This window comes from Afipia dichlorophenoxyacetatis (assembly GCF_055386385.1).
Genome location: NZ_AP029250.1, coordinates 4,997,547 through 5,012,042, shown reverse-complemented (window position 1 = coordinate 5,012,042; position 14,496 = coordinate 4,997,547). Strand labels below are relative to the sequence as shown.

The 14,496-nt window shown below is 58.8% G+C and carries 16 protein-coding genes; 7 read left to right on the top strand and 9 right to left on the bottom strand.

The window, feature by feature from the left end:
- Window positions 1-52: 52 nt before the first annotated feature.
- Window positions 53-670 (bottom strand): HdeD family acid-resistance protein, encoded by a 618-nt coding sequence (locus tag ACZ5C3_RS23420; RefSeq protein WP_464044312.1) that lies wholly within the window; start codon window positions 668-670, stop codon window positions 53-55.
- 415 nt (window positions 671-1,085) lie between these two features.
- Here ACZ5C3_RS23420 and ACZ5C3_RS23415 point away from each other — a divergent pair, with 415 nt between their 5' ends.
- On the top strand, window positions 1,086-1,559 hold the full coding sequence (locus ACZ5C3_RS23415; RefSeq protein ID WP_464033454.1) for a phosphate-starvation-inducible PsiE family protein: 474 nt from the start codon (window positions 1,086-1,088) through the stop codon (window positions 1,557-1,559).
- A 13-nt stretch (window positions 1,560-1,572) separates the two neighbouring features.
- Here ACZ5C3_RS23415 and ACZ5C3_RS23410 read toward each other — a convergent pair whose 3' ends face one another.
- Entirely contained in the window at window positions 1,573-1,899 is a 327-nt protein-coding gene (locus tag ACZ5C3_RS23410; RefSeq protein WP_464033452.1) for a PRC-barrel domain-containing protein, read from the bottom strand.
- Window positions 1,900-2,058: 159 nt separating this feature from the next.
- Window positions 2,059-2,472 carry a hypothetical protein gene (locus ACZ5C3_RS23405; RefSeq protein ID WP_464033450.1) on the bottom strand — a complete coding sequence of 138 codons (414 nt, stop codon included), beginning with the start codon at window positions 2,470-2,472 and terminating at the stop codon, window positions 2,059-2,061.
- 361 nt (window positions 2,473-2,833) lie between these two features.
- Between ACZ5C3_RS23405 and trxC the strand changes: the two genes are divergently transcribed.
- Window positions 2,834-3,286, top strand: coding sequence for a thioredoxin TrxC (gene trxC, locus ACZ5C3_RS23400; RefSeq protein ID WP_464033449.1), 453 nt, complete (start codon window positions 2,834-2,836; stop codon window positions 3,284-3,286).
- A 23-nt stretch (window positions 3,287-3,309) separates the two neighbouring features.
- Here trxC and ACZ5C3_RS23395 read toward each other — a convergent pair whose 3' ends face one another.
- Complete coding sequence (locus ACZ5C3_RS23395) at window positions 3,310-3,540, bottom strand: DUF2188 domain-containing protein (protein ID WP_464033447.1); 231 nt, start codon at window positions 3,538-3,540, stop codon at window positions 3,310-3,312.
- A 169-nt stretch (window positions 3,541-3,709) separates the two neighbouring features.
- On the opposite strand from ACZ5C3_RS23395, the gene ACZ5C3_RS23390 reads away from it, so the two are divergent.
- Both ACZ5C3_RS23390 and ACZ5C3_RS23385 read left to right on the top strand, forming a co-directional pair.
- Window positions 3,710-4,195, top strand: a complete 486-nt coding sequence (locus ACZ5C3_RS23390; RefSeq protein ID WP_464044311.1) for a DUF1931 family protein — start codon at window positions 3,710-3,712, stop codon at window positions 4,193-4,195.
- Between the two features lie 291 nt (window positions 4,196-4,486).
- Entirely contained in the window at window positions 4,487-6,205 is a 1,719-nt protein-coding gene (locus ACZ5C3_RS23385) for an FAD-dependent oxidoreductase (RefSeq protein ID WP_464044310.1), read from the top strand.
- Window positions 6,206-7,651: 1,446 nt separating this feature from the next.
- Here the strand turns inward: ACZ5C3_RS23385 and ACZ5C3_RS23380 are convergent.
- Window positions 7,652-7,990 (bottom strand): hypothetical protein, encoded by a 339-nt coding sequence (locus tag ACZ5C3_RS23380; protein ID WP_464033443.1) that lies wholly within the window; start codon window positions 7,988-7,990, stop codon window positions 7,652-7,654.
- Window positions 7,991-8,066: 76 nt separating this feature from the next.
- Window positions 8,067-8,522, bottom strand: coding sequence for an Hsp20 family protein (locus tag ACZ5C3_RS23375; RefSeq protein WP_464038412.1), 456 nt, complete (start codon window positions 8,520-8,522; stop codon window positions 8,067-8,069).
- Window positions 8,523-9,100: 578 nt separating this feature from the next.
- Here ACZ5C3_RS23375 and ACZ5C3_RS23370 point away from each other — a divergent pair.
- On the top strand, window positions 9,101-9,250 hold the full coding sequence (locus tag ACZ5C3_RS23370; protein ID WP_464033441.1) for a hypothetical protein: 150 nt from the start codon (window positions 9,101-9,103) through the stop codon (window positions 9,248-9,250).
- 691 nt (window positions 9,251-9,941) lie between these two features.
- On the opposite strand, the gene ACZ5C3_RS23365 is transcribed toward ACZ5C3_RS23370, so the two are convergent.
- Window positions 9,942-10,601: a class II aldolase/adducin family protein gene (locus ACZ5C3_RS23365; protein ID WP_464044309.1), complete on the bottom strand. Its 660-nt coding sequence runs from the start codon at window positions 10,599-10,601 to the stop codon at window positions 9,942-9,944.
- A 100-nt stretch (window positions 10,602-10,701) separates the two neighbouring features.
- Window positions 10,702-11,961 carry a 3-oxo-tetronate kinase gene (gene otnK, locus ACZ5C3_RS23360; protein WP_464033438.1) on the bottom strand — a complete coding sequence of 420 codons (1,260 nt, stop codon included), beginning with the start codon at window positions 11,959-11,961 and terminating at the stop codon, window positions 10,702-10,704.
- A 67-nt stretch (window positions 11,962-12,028) separates the two neighbouring features.
- On the opposite strand from otnK, the gene ACZ5C3_RS23355 reads away from it, so the two are divergent.
- Window positions 12,029-12,394 carry a hypothetical protein gene (locus ACZ5C3_RS23355; protein ID WP_464033436.1) on the top strand — a complete coding sequence of 122 codons (366 nt, stop codon included), beginning with the start codon at window positions 12,029-12,031 and terminating at the stop codon, window positions 12,392-12,394.
- Window positions 12,395-12,426: 32 nt separating this feature from the next.
- Here the strand turns inward: ACZ5C3_RS23355 and ACZ5C3_RS23350 are convergent, their stop codons facing one another.
- Window positions 12,427-13,128 carry a GntR family transcriptional regulator gene (locus ACZ5C3_RS23350; protein ID WP_464033435.1) on the bottom strand — a complete coding sequence of 234 codons (702 nt, stop codon included), beginning with the start codon at window positions 13,126-13,128 and terminating at the stop codon, window positions 12,427-12,429.
- 129 nt (window positions 13,129-13,257) lie between these two features.
- Here ACZ5C3_RS23350 and ACZ5C3_RS23345 point away from each other — a divergent pair, with 129 nt between their 5' ends.
- Window positions 13,258-14,496, top strand: coding sequence for an aminotransferase class III-fold pyridoxal phosphate-dependent enzyme (locus tag ACZ5C3_RS23345; protein ID WP_464033433.1), 1,239 nt, complete (start codon window positions 13,258-13,260; stop codon window positions 14,494-14,496).

Here is a 14,496-nt window from a genome sequence, read left to right as displayed (position 1 = left end):
TGGTTTCCATTTCGCGGAACCGGCGCTTCGCTGCGACCTCGCTATGGGTCACTCACGCAGGCGTGCCCACGACCGTGGGACTAGCTCCTCGGTGCTGCCGCGACCGAAGTCGGAACGAGAATATGACCAGCGCGATGCCAAAGGCGAGGGCATATGCGCCCATCCACCAGGTCAAGACGATAGCTCCTATCAAGGGCGTGAAGAAAAGCAGCGCACCATATGCCAGCGACAGCACCCCGCCCAAGACCAGCCACCAGCGGCCATGTTCCAGGTTCAGGCGGAAAGCCGCAGCGGTCATCAACACGCCGGTGACGATGGCCCATGAGGCAACCAGCAGGACGAACGCAAGCACGGTAAGGGCCGGCCAGAGGACTGCTCCGACACCCACCGCCACATTAACTAGCCCTTCCAAGATCACCAGTCCCCACCGATCACCGTAACGCATTGCGCGGACGGCCGAAATGATCCCGGCAACCCCATCGACCAGCATGTAGGCGGAGAATAAAAGGACCAGCGATAACATTGTTGGCCCGGGAAAGATCAGTGCCAAGCATCCGAAGATGATGCCTAAAACGCCCCGTAACAGGAACAGCCACCAGTTCGGAGCGAGCGCTGCTGTCGCAACATCAGTCCGCGCGTCCGAGGGGCTGCTGAGTGTGGTGTTCACCATGACATGCTCTCTCAACCTGACTTTACGTACGATCAGATTAAGCCCGAGCGGGACGGTGGACGCATTGACGGCTGTCAAAAAAAGTGTCCACTTGGTGGGCCTAGGACGGCGGCCACGAAGACTATTCCTGAGGACCTTGTGTGCACGAGATCGTCGCAGTCTTGGCGCCCAGCTTTTTCACAGATCGGCTCGATGTAAATTGGCGGCGTGGGCTGACTCCGAGCGTCCAGCTTGTCTCCTAGCTGGAGGAGGCGCGCCTGGGGTAACGCCAGGCGTTCCTTGATGATGTTGGTAGTCGGCTGGCGATCCCGCTGTGATGCAGGTTCCACGTACACGTCAATTCCATGGCAAGGAAAGTCCGTCGGGGAGTTCTTGTAGAAGCGTGAGATCGCGGCGCGTCGTATTGGAGGCTTAGATGACGATCAAACAGGAGTTGAGGGAGACGAGGGAGCAATTCAGGCTGCTGTCGCTCTACCAGCGCTTCGAGCACATCGTCGTCATGTTCCTAACGGGGTTGATCGCTGTCATCGTCGTCGCCGCATTGTGGACGCTGACGCTGAAGATCTTGTTCGGCCTGGTTTTGGCCGGAGGTCTCGACCCATCCGACTACTCGGCGTTCCAGGCCGTATTCGGCATGATCCTTACAGTGGTCATCGCTCTAGAGTTCAAGAAATCCCTCTTGGTTGTGGCTGAACGCCGTGACACTGTCATCCAGATCCGCTCAGTCGTGATGATCGCGCTATTGGCGATCTGCAGGAAGGTCATCATCCTGGACCTCACCGAAACCGATGCGCTACACATCCTGGCGTTGGCAGCCGCGATCTTCGCCCTCGGCATTGTCTATTGCTTGATAGGCGGCCGCGATTCGGAGGACGAACAGGCGGCCTGAGGGGTACTAAGAACTATCGTTCACCGACGAAAACCGGCAGTTTTTGAAGCACATTGCGGCTGGCGCCTGGCAACACAACATAGCCGGAGGGATCGTCGAGTTTAAGGCTCCGAAAAGGAATAGCGACATGTTGGCCGCCAAGTCCGGTGAAATCACCGACAGCAAGGACGGCATAGATGTTGCCGTCTTTGCCAAAGATGAAATCATTGATCCTTCCAATCGTCTCTTTCTTGTCGTTGACGACGGTTTTTAGCTTTATGGCTTCGGCACGGTAACCCCGCGCAACCTCGTTCGTCTCAAGTGGCGTCAGCCCGATTTCCTGTCCATTGGCGCGGTCCATCCACGGAGCGACAGCGACGATCGTCAAGAAGACCGTCGTTGGCCACGAGAAGCGGGGTCTGATCATTTACATCACCTCCGTTGCGCCCACGGAAACGCGCCATGCCAAGCCCGGCGTGTCGCCGGTCTCATCCGCCGAGATCAATTTAGCTACTGGTCGTCACCGTGGAGGCCGGTCCGGAGTACTTGTCGACGATCCGGCGGTATTCGATCCCGTGGTACTTGAATCCGTCATGGTGTTATCCATGACAATCTGGGTGACCAGCTTGTTGTCGGGATCGATCAGCACGATCCGGTCCGGCAGCTTCACGAAAAGCAAGTTCTTTGTCTCGGGAATTTGATTGGTAACGGTGCTTGGCATCGACTGTGCTGACATGGAATCGGGAAGTTTGTTGCCAACCTGGGGTTGCTCGCCGGATGGTGCAGACTGTGAAGGCGAGGACGCCAGCCCCTGACTGACGGCCTGTTGCTGATTTACCGTTAACTGGTCGCCGGGTGCGCGCTGGGCGACGGCGAAGCTGACGCTACCAAGGATCGCAACGGCGATCGCGCCTCCTCGAACGAGCTGATGCATGATTGTCTCCCGATAAATTGTGGATTCGGATTCCCTTGGCGGTTGGATGACACGACACTCGAGCCGCAGGGTTATCCGGGCATCAATACAGATGGCAAAGCAGCAGCACGTTGACTGCCGTCAAGATCGGGCGAGATTAGCTTGACCTGACCGGTTGATTTGGTCGCCGCGCGACAGTCTCAGGCCGTGTCAGGGAACCGAAATCCGTACTGGGCGCGTCGATCTTCGCCCTTCCCGATACGCGCCGCTCAACGGACAGATCTCCACACGGCGGTGCGGATAGAGTGCAAAGTTGATGCCGATCAAGGTCGCCTTACGGTCGGGGCATCATGCTTCGAGGTCAACGCGGTACGGAGAAAATATGGACAAGAGCCTGCATATCGTTTGTCCGCACTGCGATGCGGTCAATCGCGTGCCGCGAGCGCGGCTTCGCGATGGCGCCAAGTGTGGAGTTTGCCATCGCCCGCTCTATGAAGGCCAGCCGGTCGCGCTGGATAGCGCGGTGCGCTTCGACAAGCATGCGAAGTACAGCGATGTGCCGTTGTTGGTCGATTTCTGGGCCGCCTGGTGCGGACCGTGCAAAGCGATGGCACCGATGTTCGAAAAGGCCACGCTGCAGCTCGAACCCGAGATGCGGCTTGTCAAGGTGAACGGTGACGCTGCGCCGGAATTGCTACAGCGCTTTGGCATACAAGCGATACCGACGCTGATGCTTGTTCATCACGGCAGGGAAATCGCCCGTCAGTCGGGAGCCATGCCGCTGCCTCGCCTGCTGGCGTGGGCTCGACAACACGCCGATGGCGTCAAGGCCTGACCCGACTTGGCTGAGCCTTCAGTTCACGAACCGAACAATCTGGCGAGCCATCCCTTCGCAAAATTGGTGGAGCTCCGTCTCCCGTCAGGGAGATGGATGACGAGCCTGGTTTCCAACTCCCGCGCAATTGGTCGCGCCGCAAGTTCGGCGTCTTCCCTGGTTGGATAGTGACCGAGCTCGTGCCCATTGTCGTCACGAACGATCCAGTCGTCGAAATTGTCGTCCGGAACAACGTGAATAGCAGTAACAGCCATCGACCGGTCTCCCAGCGTAGGCGATGATTTCGATGAATGGACGACGGCGCCCTGATGGAAATCAATTTCACGTCGATACCGCGTCAGCCGAGAAAATCGCGCGAAACTGACGACCATCAAGGGCAGTCTGGCCGGCGCGCGACAACATGGGTTGAGGGAGACGCCGCCCATGATCGCTGCCGTGCAATCGAACCCGCCGCCTACCAGCCATGTCATGAGCGTGGCCAAATTCGAACGATTCTTCCGGATCGTCGCCGGCCTCGACGTCGACAAACAGGACCTCAAGCGCTACAGCGACTTCATCAACCAAGTACTCTACGGCCTCCTGTTGCGGGGCCGGGCGGCCACCAAGGCGAACGGCCGAGTTATCATGGAGCCGTTCGACCTGCCGATCACCAAAGGCATGCAGGAATGCCTCCATGAATTTGAGAAGCTGGACGAAGAGATCGAGCTGCGGCCGATCCTCGACCACCTTGCCGCGCGGCCGCCCCTTGACATCGCTTACGGCGAAGATGTCGAGGATCACCTGCCCGAGATCGCGGGAGGTCTGAGCGTCGCGCTTGCTCGCGCCTTCAAGATCATCGATCCCAATCTGAAGAATCCGTCGAGCGAGCACTGGCAGAAGTGCTTTCGCTTGTTTGATCTGCTGCTGTAACCCCACGGGGCCAAGGGCAAAAATATCGCGGCGCCTTCGTCTAGCGAGGAAAGAGCGATGATCAGGGACGTTACGGTATGGCTGGGACGACGGCGCCTCCGACAAAACCCATCTCGAGGCCCTCGGGGGACTTGGCCAACCGGCTGCAGAGCCGGGTGGCGGTCGGACTGAATCTCAACGTGTCGAAAGTGACCTAACTGGCGGCGTCACCTAGAGCCTCATGCATGAAGCGCCGACTCTGCTCCTGATGACCCACTAGGACGCTCATTATCCTCCAACAGCGAGCTTCTCATGTCGACGATCGATAGCCGCCGCGAACAAATGTTCCCAAGGCTTGTGCCCCATGAAATCGATCGTCTTCGCCGCTTCGGTACAGTCAAGAACTACCGTGCCGGCGAAGCGCTGTTTGTAACGGGAGACGTCGCGCCCGGCATGTATGTGCTGATCAAGGGCTCAGTGCGCGTCGTCAGGCGCGATCCGCTCGGCCATCGCGCCCCGATCGTGGAGCAGGAACCCGGCGAATTCGTCGCTGAAGTCGGACAATTGTCAGGCCAACCTGCCTTCGTCGACGTTCACGCTATCGACGATGTCCAGGCGCTCTTGATCCCACCGGAGAAGCTGCGGGCCTTGATGATCGAAGAACCCGAACTCGGCGAACGAATCATGCAAGCCCTGATCCTCCGACGCGTCGCACTAATCGAGGCCGGCACGGGCGGCCCGGTCCTGATCGGTCCTGAATCCAATCCTGATGTCGTGCGCCTGCAAGGTTTCCTCGCCCGCAATGCGTATCCGCATCAATTGCTCGATCCGGGAAAAGACCCCGACGCTGCGAAGCTTGTCCTGCAGTACGCTCCAAATCCGGCAGACCTGCCGCTTGCCGTGTGTCCGAAAGGCATGATCCTGAAAAATCCGAGCGAGGAAGAACTGGCACGCGCGCTTGGAATGGTGCCAATCGATGATGAGAGCCGAACCTATGACGTTGCGGTCGTTGGCGCGGGCCCGGCTGGCCTTTCGACGGCGGTCTATGCCGCATCAGAAGGTCTGTCGGTAGTCGTGTTCGACGCCCGCGCCTTCGGTGGGCAGGCTGGCGCCAGCGCGAGGATCGAGAACTACCTGGGTTTCCCCGCAGGTATTTCCGGCCAGGCGCTTACCGCCCGCGCCTTTGTTCAGGCGCAGAAATTCGGTGCGCGAATGATGATACCGGTAGGCGTATCACGGCTCGATTTGAATGACTCGCCGATCACGCTGCTTCTGGAGGATAGCCGCCGCGTGAAGGCTTCAACTGTAGTCGTTGCGACCGGGGCCCGCTACCGGCGCCTGGAAGTGCCGAACCTGCAGACTTTCGAGGGGCGCGGTGTCTGGTATTGGGCTTCGCCGATCGAGGCGCGCTTGTGTCGAGACGAGGAGGTTGTTCTGGTCGGAGGCGGCAATTCGGCCGGCCAGGCCGCTGTGTTCCTGCGCAACTTCGCAAAAAAAATCTGGATGCTCGTGCGTGGGCCGGGTCTCGACCAAACTATGTCGCGCTACCTAATCGACCGCATTGCAAGCATCGACGGTATCGAAATCCTTACCCACACCGAGGTGGTCGCACTTTATGGCAGCCGAGAAGGCCAGTTGGAACGTGTACGCTGGCGCAACAATTTGACCGGCGAGGAAATCGAAAGAGCGATCCGTCACGTATTTCTGTTCATCGGCGCGGACCCCGCGACGGCTTGGCTCAAGGGAAGCGGGATCGCGTTGGACAACAAGAATTTCATCACGACAGGATCGGACAATCCTCCCAGCAGCGGCCGGTCGAACGCCGGGTCCGGTCGTCCATTGGCGCTGGAAACCAGCGTGCGCGGTGTATTCGCCGCCGGCGACGTACGGTCCGGGTCAGTCAAGCGCGTGGGCGCTGCGATCGGCGAGGGCGCCGTTGTCGGAGCGGAGCTGCACACGGCGCTTGCGACCGTCCAGGCAGCAACGGTGCGCGAGCGAACATTGCACAGCCCATCACTAACGAGACCGTAAACTTCCTTTCACTGCCATCGCAGACGCGGTGAACTACGTCCTGAAAAATGCACGTGATGCTGTCGCGCACTTCCGTCTGACGTCGGATGCCGGCGCGTCACGGCTCTTGAAGAAGACTTCCGCGAGTTACGGAAAGGTAACGGCTGGATCACATCAGCGCGCCAGCTCGAAGGCCAATATCCAGGAGCCGGCTGACGTTCGCCGTTGCAACCGCAGCAGGCCCCAAACCGACTGGCTCGAGGCCGCCAGTCGGCCAAGCGTGCCACTGACCTCGGCTTCGGGCTCAGTCAGGTGTCACGTTCCTGGTCGGGCAAAAAATCCCAGCTGGCTCATGTCAGACCAACCGGGCGAAGTTTACCGCCTCTCCAGTTCCAGAGAGCGGATAAAAGAATTGAAGGAGCCCGACCGGTTTGTGCTTTGGGGGTGTAGTCCGATCGGACTCCTACCGTTGCGCCGGGACGGGCAACGATCTGCTCTGCCGCTAAACGGAAAGCTTCCAACCGTTTGAAAAAAATCCCGGCCAGTTCATCACGCTGACCGGGACTAAGTTTTCGCCGCCCGTATGGCAAAGCGGCGAGCTGCCTCGACCCCGTAACCATTAGGAAAATTGAATGTTCCGCATCATCTTCGCGGGCGCACTTCTGTGCGCGCCGTCGCTTGCCTCTGCCCTCGCCCGGAGTGTGCTGCTTAGTCGGTCTCTTTGTGCATAAAGTCTGATATGTCGAGCTTTCTTTACCGTTGCCCGAACACTGGTCTCAACGTCCAACAGCGTTTTGACGATGAGGCCGGGCCGGAAGCTGACAAAACCCACCGGGTGGTCAATTGCCCGGCCTGCGCGGAGATCCATTTCATAAACGTTTCGACGAAAAAGGTGCTTGGGGATCGAGGCGAACAGATATCAACGGCTCCGCCGTCATCATGCCCGACCGTTCCTCCTCCCATGGCGTTCGCCTCACGTCGGCTCGTAAAATCCTGATGCCTGTCGTTCTCGAGATCGACGTTCTCGCTTCAAAAGACGCTCATCAGGAAACGGGGAGCCTAAGCTTTTTGCCTTAGCTTTAACGCAGGAGATCGAGCGGCGCAGTACCACAGCGGCGCGCGCCGCGGAGATGCCACTTTTAGACATCTCTTGAAGTCGGCGAATATCGTCGGGCATCCAGGTTCGGCTAGTCACATGCTTCATGGACCGGACCTCTCAGAAACGAGCTGCTCTCAACATCGGTTGGAAAGCGAGCCGGTGGCCGGCTCCTGTCCGATGTTCGACTGAGCGCAATCGAGCGCGCTCGGTCTGGAGCGTGGCGTTAGGGCGATCTATTCGGCATTCCTGTTGCCTACACCGGGGCGGCTTCCGCTTCTTCCATGTCTCAACATCCTGTTCGAGTTTGGCAGCCCACCGCCGTTCAAGATTGTCGACGACATGCTGTGGAAGATTCATCACTGCCTCCCTCACGCTGCCATTGCCCGTGACGTTGAGCCGATACGCTGGGCCTTGCCACCTGGCGGAAGCGGGGGGCCGCCGTCCAAGTCACGGAGTGCTTTCAGGATTTCGCCGATTGTAACGGGGGCGCTTAAGCCAGAAGGTGCCCGCAAGCCGGGACACGATGCCACCGCTACCGCGTCAGATGCCCAGGATGCCAATATGGCGCGCTTCTCGCCAAGGGTGAGATCGGTGCAATTCACCACGTCTCTCGGATGGCGAAAGACCTTGTCCGGATGCAGGAGGGCATTGAAGTCAAAGATGTTGTGGTCTGGGCGAAGTCCAGCATGTGCGGTCGTCTGCCGCATGGGTGCCTCCATTGTTGACGAATGAGTGTCTAACCGAGTTTAAGAGGCTGCCGCAGCGTGACGGCAGCCCGCTATATTAAGCCGCCTTCGCCTCGATCTGTTCGGGCGACTTTGGCAGGACGCTATTGATGGCAATCTGCCGTGGCTTCATCGCTTCCGGCACTTCGCGGGCCAGTTCGATTACAAGAAGCCCGTCCTCAAAGCGAGCCGACTTCACCTCGACGTGGTCGGCAAGCGTGAACTGGCGCTTGAACGGGCGAGTTGAAATGCCGCGGAAGAGGTAGATTTTATCACCGTCCTTTTCGGCCTTGCGACCTTCGAGGGTCAGCACGTTCTGCTCGACGGTGAGCGAGATCTCATCTGGGCTGAAGCCAGCCAGTGCCACCGAAATCTGGAAGCGGTTCTCGTCCAGACGTTCGATATTGTAATGGGGGTAATTGTCTTCCGTGGTCCGCTGGACCTCGTCGAAGACATCAAACAGTCGGTCAAACCCGATCGTCGACCGCCACAGAGGGCTCCAATCATACCTCATAGCCAAATCCTCCTTAGAGCAAGTTGGGTACGAGCGGCGCCGGCCACCCGCCGGCGTCCGTCTCATTGCTGGGCCCTGATCGAGGCACCCAGATCGCCTTCCGGCGACGGCAAAAAAATCGGGAGACCCAAAAAAAGTTTCAAGGGTAAACAGAATTTTTTTTGGTTGAGCTTTGCGCGCTGCCAACGTGGTTTTGCCCTCGGCAAATCTTTGCCAGGATGAGGCCAAGGGGAGAGCACACTGAAAATGCGACAAGCGAGTCCCTTGATCGCGAAAACTCATTTTACTATTTTCGCGATCGGGCGGCGCCCGAAACCAAACAGATGAAGGACCTAACGACCGTCTAGGGTGATGATGATTGACGACAAACTCGCCCATATCCGTCAACGGTTAACAATATCCGCCGCTACCGCCGCTTGCTTGAGACCCAACTTACTGAGACAGAGCGGCTTTTGGTAGAGAGACGCTTTCCGAAGAGAGAGCCACGCTTCAGAACCTCCAGGCTGAAACTTTACCTATGGCATTCCGGATGCCCGAGCCGTTCCGGTGCCTCCGTCAGCTCAACGATGAGGTGACGCATGGTGAATCACATCTTGGACTTTCTCATTCAGGGATACGAGAAGGTCATCGGCCATTATAAATTTTTACTCTCTTCGAACGGACTAAACCAGTCCGGAAGAGAATTCCTGCAAGAGCGTTTGAAGAAAGAAGAAGCCGCCTACGCCTGATTGAGACCGGCGACGCCGCGTAGGAAGGGTTTCTGTGAGTGCCTCGGGCGAGGAAAGGCGAGCGTGTCCTAATGGACCTCATGCCTTGCTACGGCGGGACAACGGCGCCCAACTTGCTATTGATGTCCGCTTCCAACCATGGCTCGCTTCTTGGTTAAATCAGACTTCACCGGAATGACCGCTTTTGGCCCAAAGCGGACATTGGCCCCACATCTCAAGTGGGCAGTGAACGTCGCTGATGCGAAATATTCGAAATGGTGTCAGTCATCTAGCTGATGAGGAAAAGATAGAAGTCAGTGGCCGACCGACAAGCAAGCTCTGAAAATGGAGTTAGTTCGCTAACTGATAGGCAAATAACAAAATGGAGTCAGTCAGCAGACTAATAAACAAATTCGCGAAATGGAGTCAGTCCGCAGACTGATAAGCAATGATGCAAAAGCTTATCAGTTGTGCGCTTGAAAGCCGACGCGTATTCAGCCTCGGACATTAGGGGGCAAGCGCCCTCAAGCGGTGGCATATCAAGGCTTGGTATCTCAGGCAGTGATTTTCCGGCAAAAGCTTATGAGTTAAACGTCTGCTTTTGACCCAAAGCGGACATTCGAAAAAGGACAGCACGCCCCTTGGCATCTGCAAATTAGCAAGAGCGCGGATTTCACTCCTCCATCTGCTTCGTCTGAGCTAACGGCTCGGGTTACGGTTTGCGCTCGCTCTCGGGGATATAAGTTGCGCCATAGTATTGGTAGCGACGCGAGACTTCTGCGAGTTCGTCCGCTGTGAGCATGATGGGCGGTCCGATCTGCGTAGTTAGAATATATTGACGCGCCAACATCTCGAGCTTGAGCGCCGTTTTTGCCGCGGCCTCTACGCTTGATCCCAAGCAGATCATGCCGTGATTTGCCAACAGGCAGGCGCTACGCTCCTTGAGCGCTTGTCCGGCGTGCTGCGCAAGCTCGCGCGAACCGAAAGGAGCGTAAGGCGTGCATGGGACATCGCTGCCACCGAAAGACGCGATCATATAGTGGAAAGGCGGCAGCGGACGCCGGTGGCAAGAAAGAGCAGTGCATGCGTCGCCGTGGGTGTGCACCACGGCCTTGGCATCCGGGCGCTGCAGATAAATCTCCGCGTGCATGGCCCATTCGCTCGAGGGAACGCCGGGACCCGTTGCTCGGCCGTCAAAGCCGATCAGCACGAGGTCGTCCGCATGCAGGTCGGCATTAGCCCCAGTCGGCGTGATCAGAATGTTGTCACCGTGCCTCGCGCTGATATTGCCTGAACTCAACTGCAACAGATTCGCCGCGGCGAGGCGTCGATAGGTCGTCACGATCTCGTCGCGAAGGGGGGAGGTTATCATTCATCATGCTCCAATTATCGCCGCTTCGAAGTCCCTCACACGAGGGATGCACGTGAAGGCGTGCGGATAAAGAAAGTCGAGTCGTGGTCCGGAGGCCTGGTCAGCTTCGACCCCGCATGGCCTCGAGCGTGGGCAGGAACATATCGACGGGACCGAGCTTGCCCGACTTGAGGCACAGTGCAATCGGGTTTTCCTGTTCGCTCACCGCGCGTCCGACGCCGGCCGCCTCATAGCGTCCGACCTGCATCGACTCGACGCCAAGATGGTCGAGAATGGCACCGGATGTTTCACCCCCTGCGACGAGAAAACGACGCACGCCGGCGCGGCGAAGTTGCGACGCCAGACGCCCGAGAAGATCTTCGATAGTCGCGGCCGCTCCAGCAATGCCCAACTTGTCCTGGACGTTTTTGACGTCGGCCGGAAGAGCCGAACTGGCGATCGCCACCGGCCCGTCGGCCAATCGTGCCTGGACCTGCGCGAAAAGTTCGGGGACAAGGTCGCGCTGCGCGGCTTCGAAAGGATCGATTCTAATAACGGGACGGTGATGCTCGAAGGCGACAAGCTGCTCCAGCGTGCGGTCCGCGCAGCTTCCCGCGAGAACAACCGCCGGCCCATCGATCGGAGGCAGGCTCGGCGGTTCGCGATCGAGCGGGATCAGGCCTTGGCGCTGCCATATCGGCGGATAAAAGCCGGCGATTGTCGAATTCCCGGTCATGAAGCGCCACTCCGCCGTCAGTTCGGCAAGTGCGGCCAGATCGTCATTCGAGATGGCGTCAGCAATTGCGTAGCCGACACCGTCATGGCGGAGCGCATTGACATGGGCTCTGGCAGCAGCCGGCCCGCGATGCAAAATCTGGAGTGGCAGATGGCCGATCGCAACAGCGGTTTGGGCCTGCAGAACGCGGACGAGATTGGGATCGGTCATCGGCGTCAACGGGTCGAAGCGTTTCGGCGATTCCGAGACGAGCCGGTCTTGGACAAAAAGATGACCTTGGAAGACGTAGCGCTCTGCTTCCGGAAACGAGGGCACGAATAAGGTAAAATCGACGCCGAGCTCGCGCGCAATGAGGTCGGCGCAGGGCCCGATATTTCCTTTCGCGGTCGAGTCGAAGGTGGCGCAATATTTGAAGAAGATTTGCGCGGCGTTCGCGCGCATCGCCGCGCGAAGACCGCTTTCCGTCATTCGCAAGGCGTCCTGGGGCGCGCAAGTACGCGTCTTCTGGGCGATAACGACGGCTTCGCGACCCGACTGAACGCGGTCGGGATTGGTGACGAAGCTACAATCGACCCCTTGACCAGCCAGAACGGCGGCCAGTTCCATGCCGCCAGTGACATCGTCGGCCAGCCCCGCGAAAATCATAGGCAGCCTTCCCAAAACCAGTTTAGATCATCGAACGCATATTATATATTATATATCAGATCGCAAGTTGCGCAGGCTGGATCCTAAAGCGATCAAGACACAGGCGACGGGACCCGCAGTGACCGGTAACGGATGTATCGCGCTCGCCAGTAGAATCGTCCCCGACGGTACGCAGGGCATTGGACGGGAGCGTCCGCCGTGTTCGCAAACGGTCTGCAGGGCGGCGGCGTTGTGTACGGGACGACGGAAACCGTCTGAAAATCTCGGCTCGGATATCGACACCGAAGCCGTCGAACGCCTTTCAGTCGCAGCTCTGCTGCCCGAAGCCGAACACCTGCGCGTGCATGCCGACGGGCAGATCAATCCGGCCGCGACACATCCGCATCATCATGGGCATGCCAATCGCGTCGAAAGGATCCACCCGCGGTCTTGAATTTCAAGGAGGCGTACGAGTCTCAGCCGCACTCAGCCCGCAGAGGCAGTGCCAGCTTCGATCTCGCGGAGGTGGCGCAGGAGGTTGGTGCCGCCTTCAATGAGATCGTCCTGAATCGCCTTTTTTACTCGCGCGGGGTCGCGGGCTTCGAGGCCCGCGATGACATTGAGGTGTTGGTGCGGGCCGGGATAGGTCGGCGGCGCATGAGGGTAGGCCATGCTCAAAACCGGGCCGTTTCGCAGCCATATGGTTTCAATCAACGCCAGCAGCTCCGGCTTCTCTGCAGCTCGATAGAGGGTGTAGTGAAACTTCCAATTCACTCGAACCGCTTCGCTCCACTGTTCGTTCCGTTCAGCCGCGTAGAGCTGTTCGTTGAGAGTTTTCAGTTCTGCGATCTCGTCCGCGCTCATCCGCGTAGCGGCGCTTTCGGCAGCCGCCCCTTCGAGCAACAGGCGAATGGCACGCAGTTCCTCGTACTGGTCGGCCGTCAGTCGTGCGACTTCGACCGAGCGCGCCGCCTTCATGGTCAGCGCTCTCTCCCTTACGAGCTGCATCAATGCTTCTCGGACTGGAGTTTCAGAAACGCCCAATGATTTCGCGAGTTCGGAAATCTTAAATCGGTGACCCGGCCGAAAACGACCCTCCATCAATGACAAGCGGAGTTCGCTGTAGACCCTCGCGGTAAGATTATCTCGCCCGATTTCCGCGAAGCCGTCATTTCCCTGCTGTGTCACATGCTTTTCCGATGATTCGAGTGCCGGTGAGAGACAGAAAACCAGGCCGTCGCAGATCGCAATATTGACCCTCTATAATATATGATATATTATCTTGGTGTTGATGGTACGACCCTGGGTGGAATTTCGATGGAAGGCAATTCGCGCGGTCTCGAAAGCGCCGACGAAGTTCTACGCCGACGCGCCGAGCGCGTCGTTCCGGGCGGAATGTGGGGCCACATGAACGTGGCGAGGCTACCCGCAGGCTATCCGCAGTATTTTCGCAGCGCTCGTGGTTGCCGTCTGACCGACGTCGATGGTCGCAGCTACATCGATCTAATGTGCGCCTATGGGCCTATCATTCTCGGCTACGGCGATGAGGACGTCGAAGCAGCGACTGCTGTGCAACGCCGGCTCGGCGACGTCATGACCGGGCCGTCGGAAATCCAGGTCGAGTTGGCGGAGCTTTTCGTAGCGACAGTGCCTCATGCCGATTGGGCTATGTTCGCCAAGAACGGAACGGACGCAACTACGTCCTGCGTAACTATCGCGAGAGCGTTATCGGGAAAGCGCAAGATCCTGGTAGCGCGGGGCTCGTACCACGGCGCCGTCCCTTGGTGCTCGCCCTCGCTGGAGGGCGTCACCATGGAGGACCGCGCTCACATCGCCTACTTCGACTATAATGATGCGGGAAGTCTCGAGCGGGCCGCTGACGAAGCTGGCAAAGATCTTGCGGCAATCCTGGTGACGGCGTTCAAGCACGACACCCGGAAAGACCAGGAACTACCCGATCCAATCTTCGCCAGGACCGCTCGAAGGATTTGCGATGCCGCAGGCGCCGCACTCATTCTCGATGACGTCCGCGCCGGTTTCCGCATCGACCTCGGCGGAAGCTGGGAGCCGCTTGGTGTTCGCCCCGATCTCAGTGCGTGGAGTAAGGCGGTTGCCAATGGTCACGCGCTTGCAGTTGTTGCAGGGGTGGACCGCTATCGGCAAGCAGCCGCCCGCGTCTACCTCACAGGCTCATTTTGGTGCGGAGCAGTCGCCATGGCAGCAGCGGTCGCCACCATCCGCAAGTTGTCGACCACGAATGCGATCGCCAAAATGGCCGCGATGGGGCAGCGGCTGCGCGATGGACTGACGGTCCAGTCGCAGATGTACGGCTTTTCGCTGCGGCAGACCGGTCCGGCGCAAATGCCGCAGATCCTATTTGATGGCGATGCGGACTTCGCGCTGGGTAATCGCTTCGTAGCCGAGGCGATGAAGCGCGGAGTCTATATGCATCCCTGGCACAACATGTTTCTGTCAGCTGCCCACACCGAGACCGACATCGACGATGTCCTCGAAGCGACCGACGGCGCGTTTCGGGCCATGCGCAAGACGGCCTGA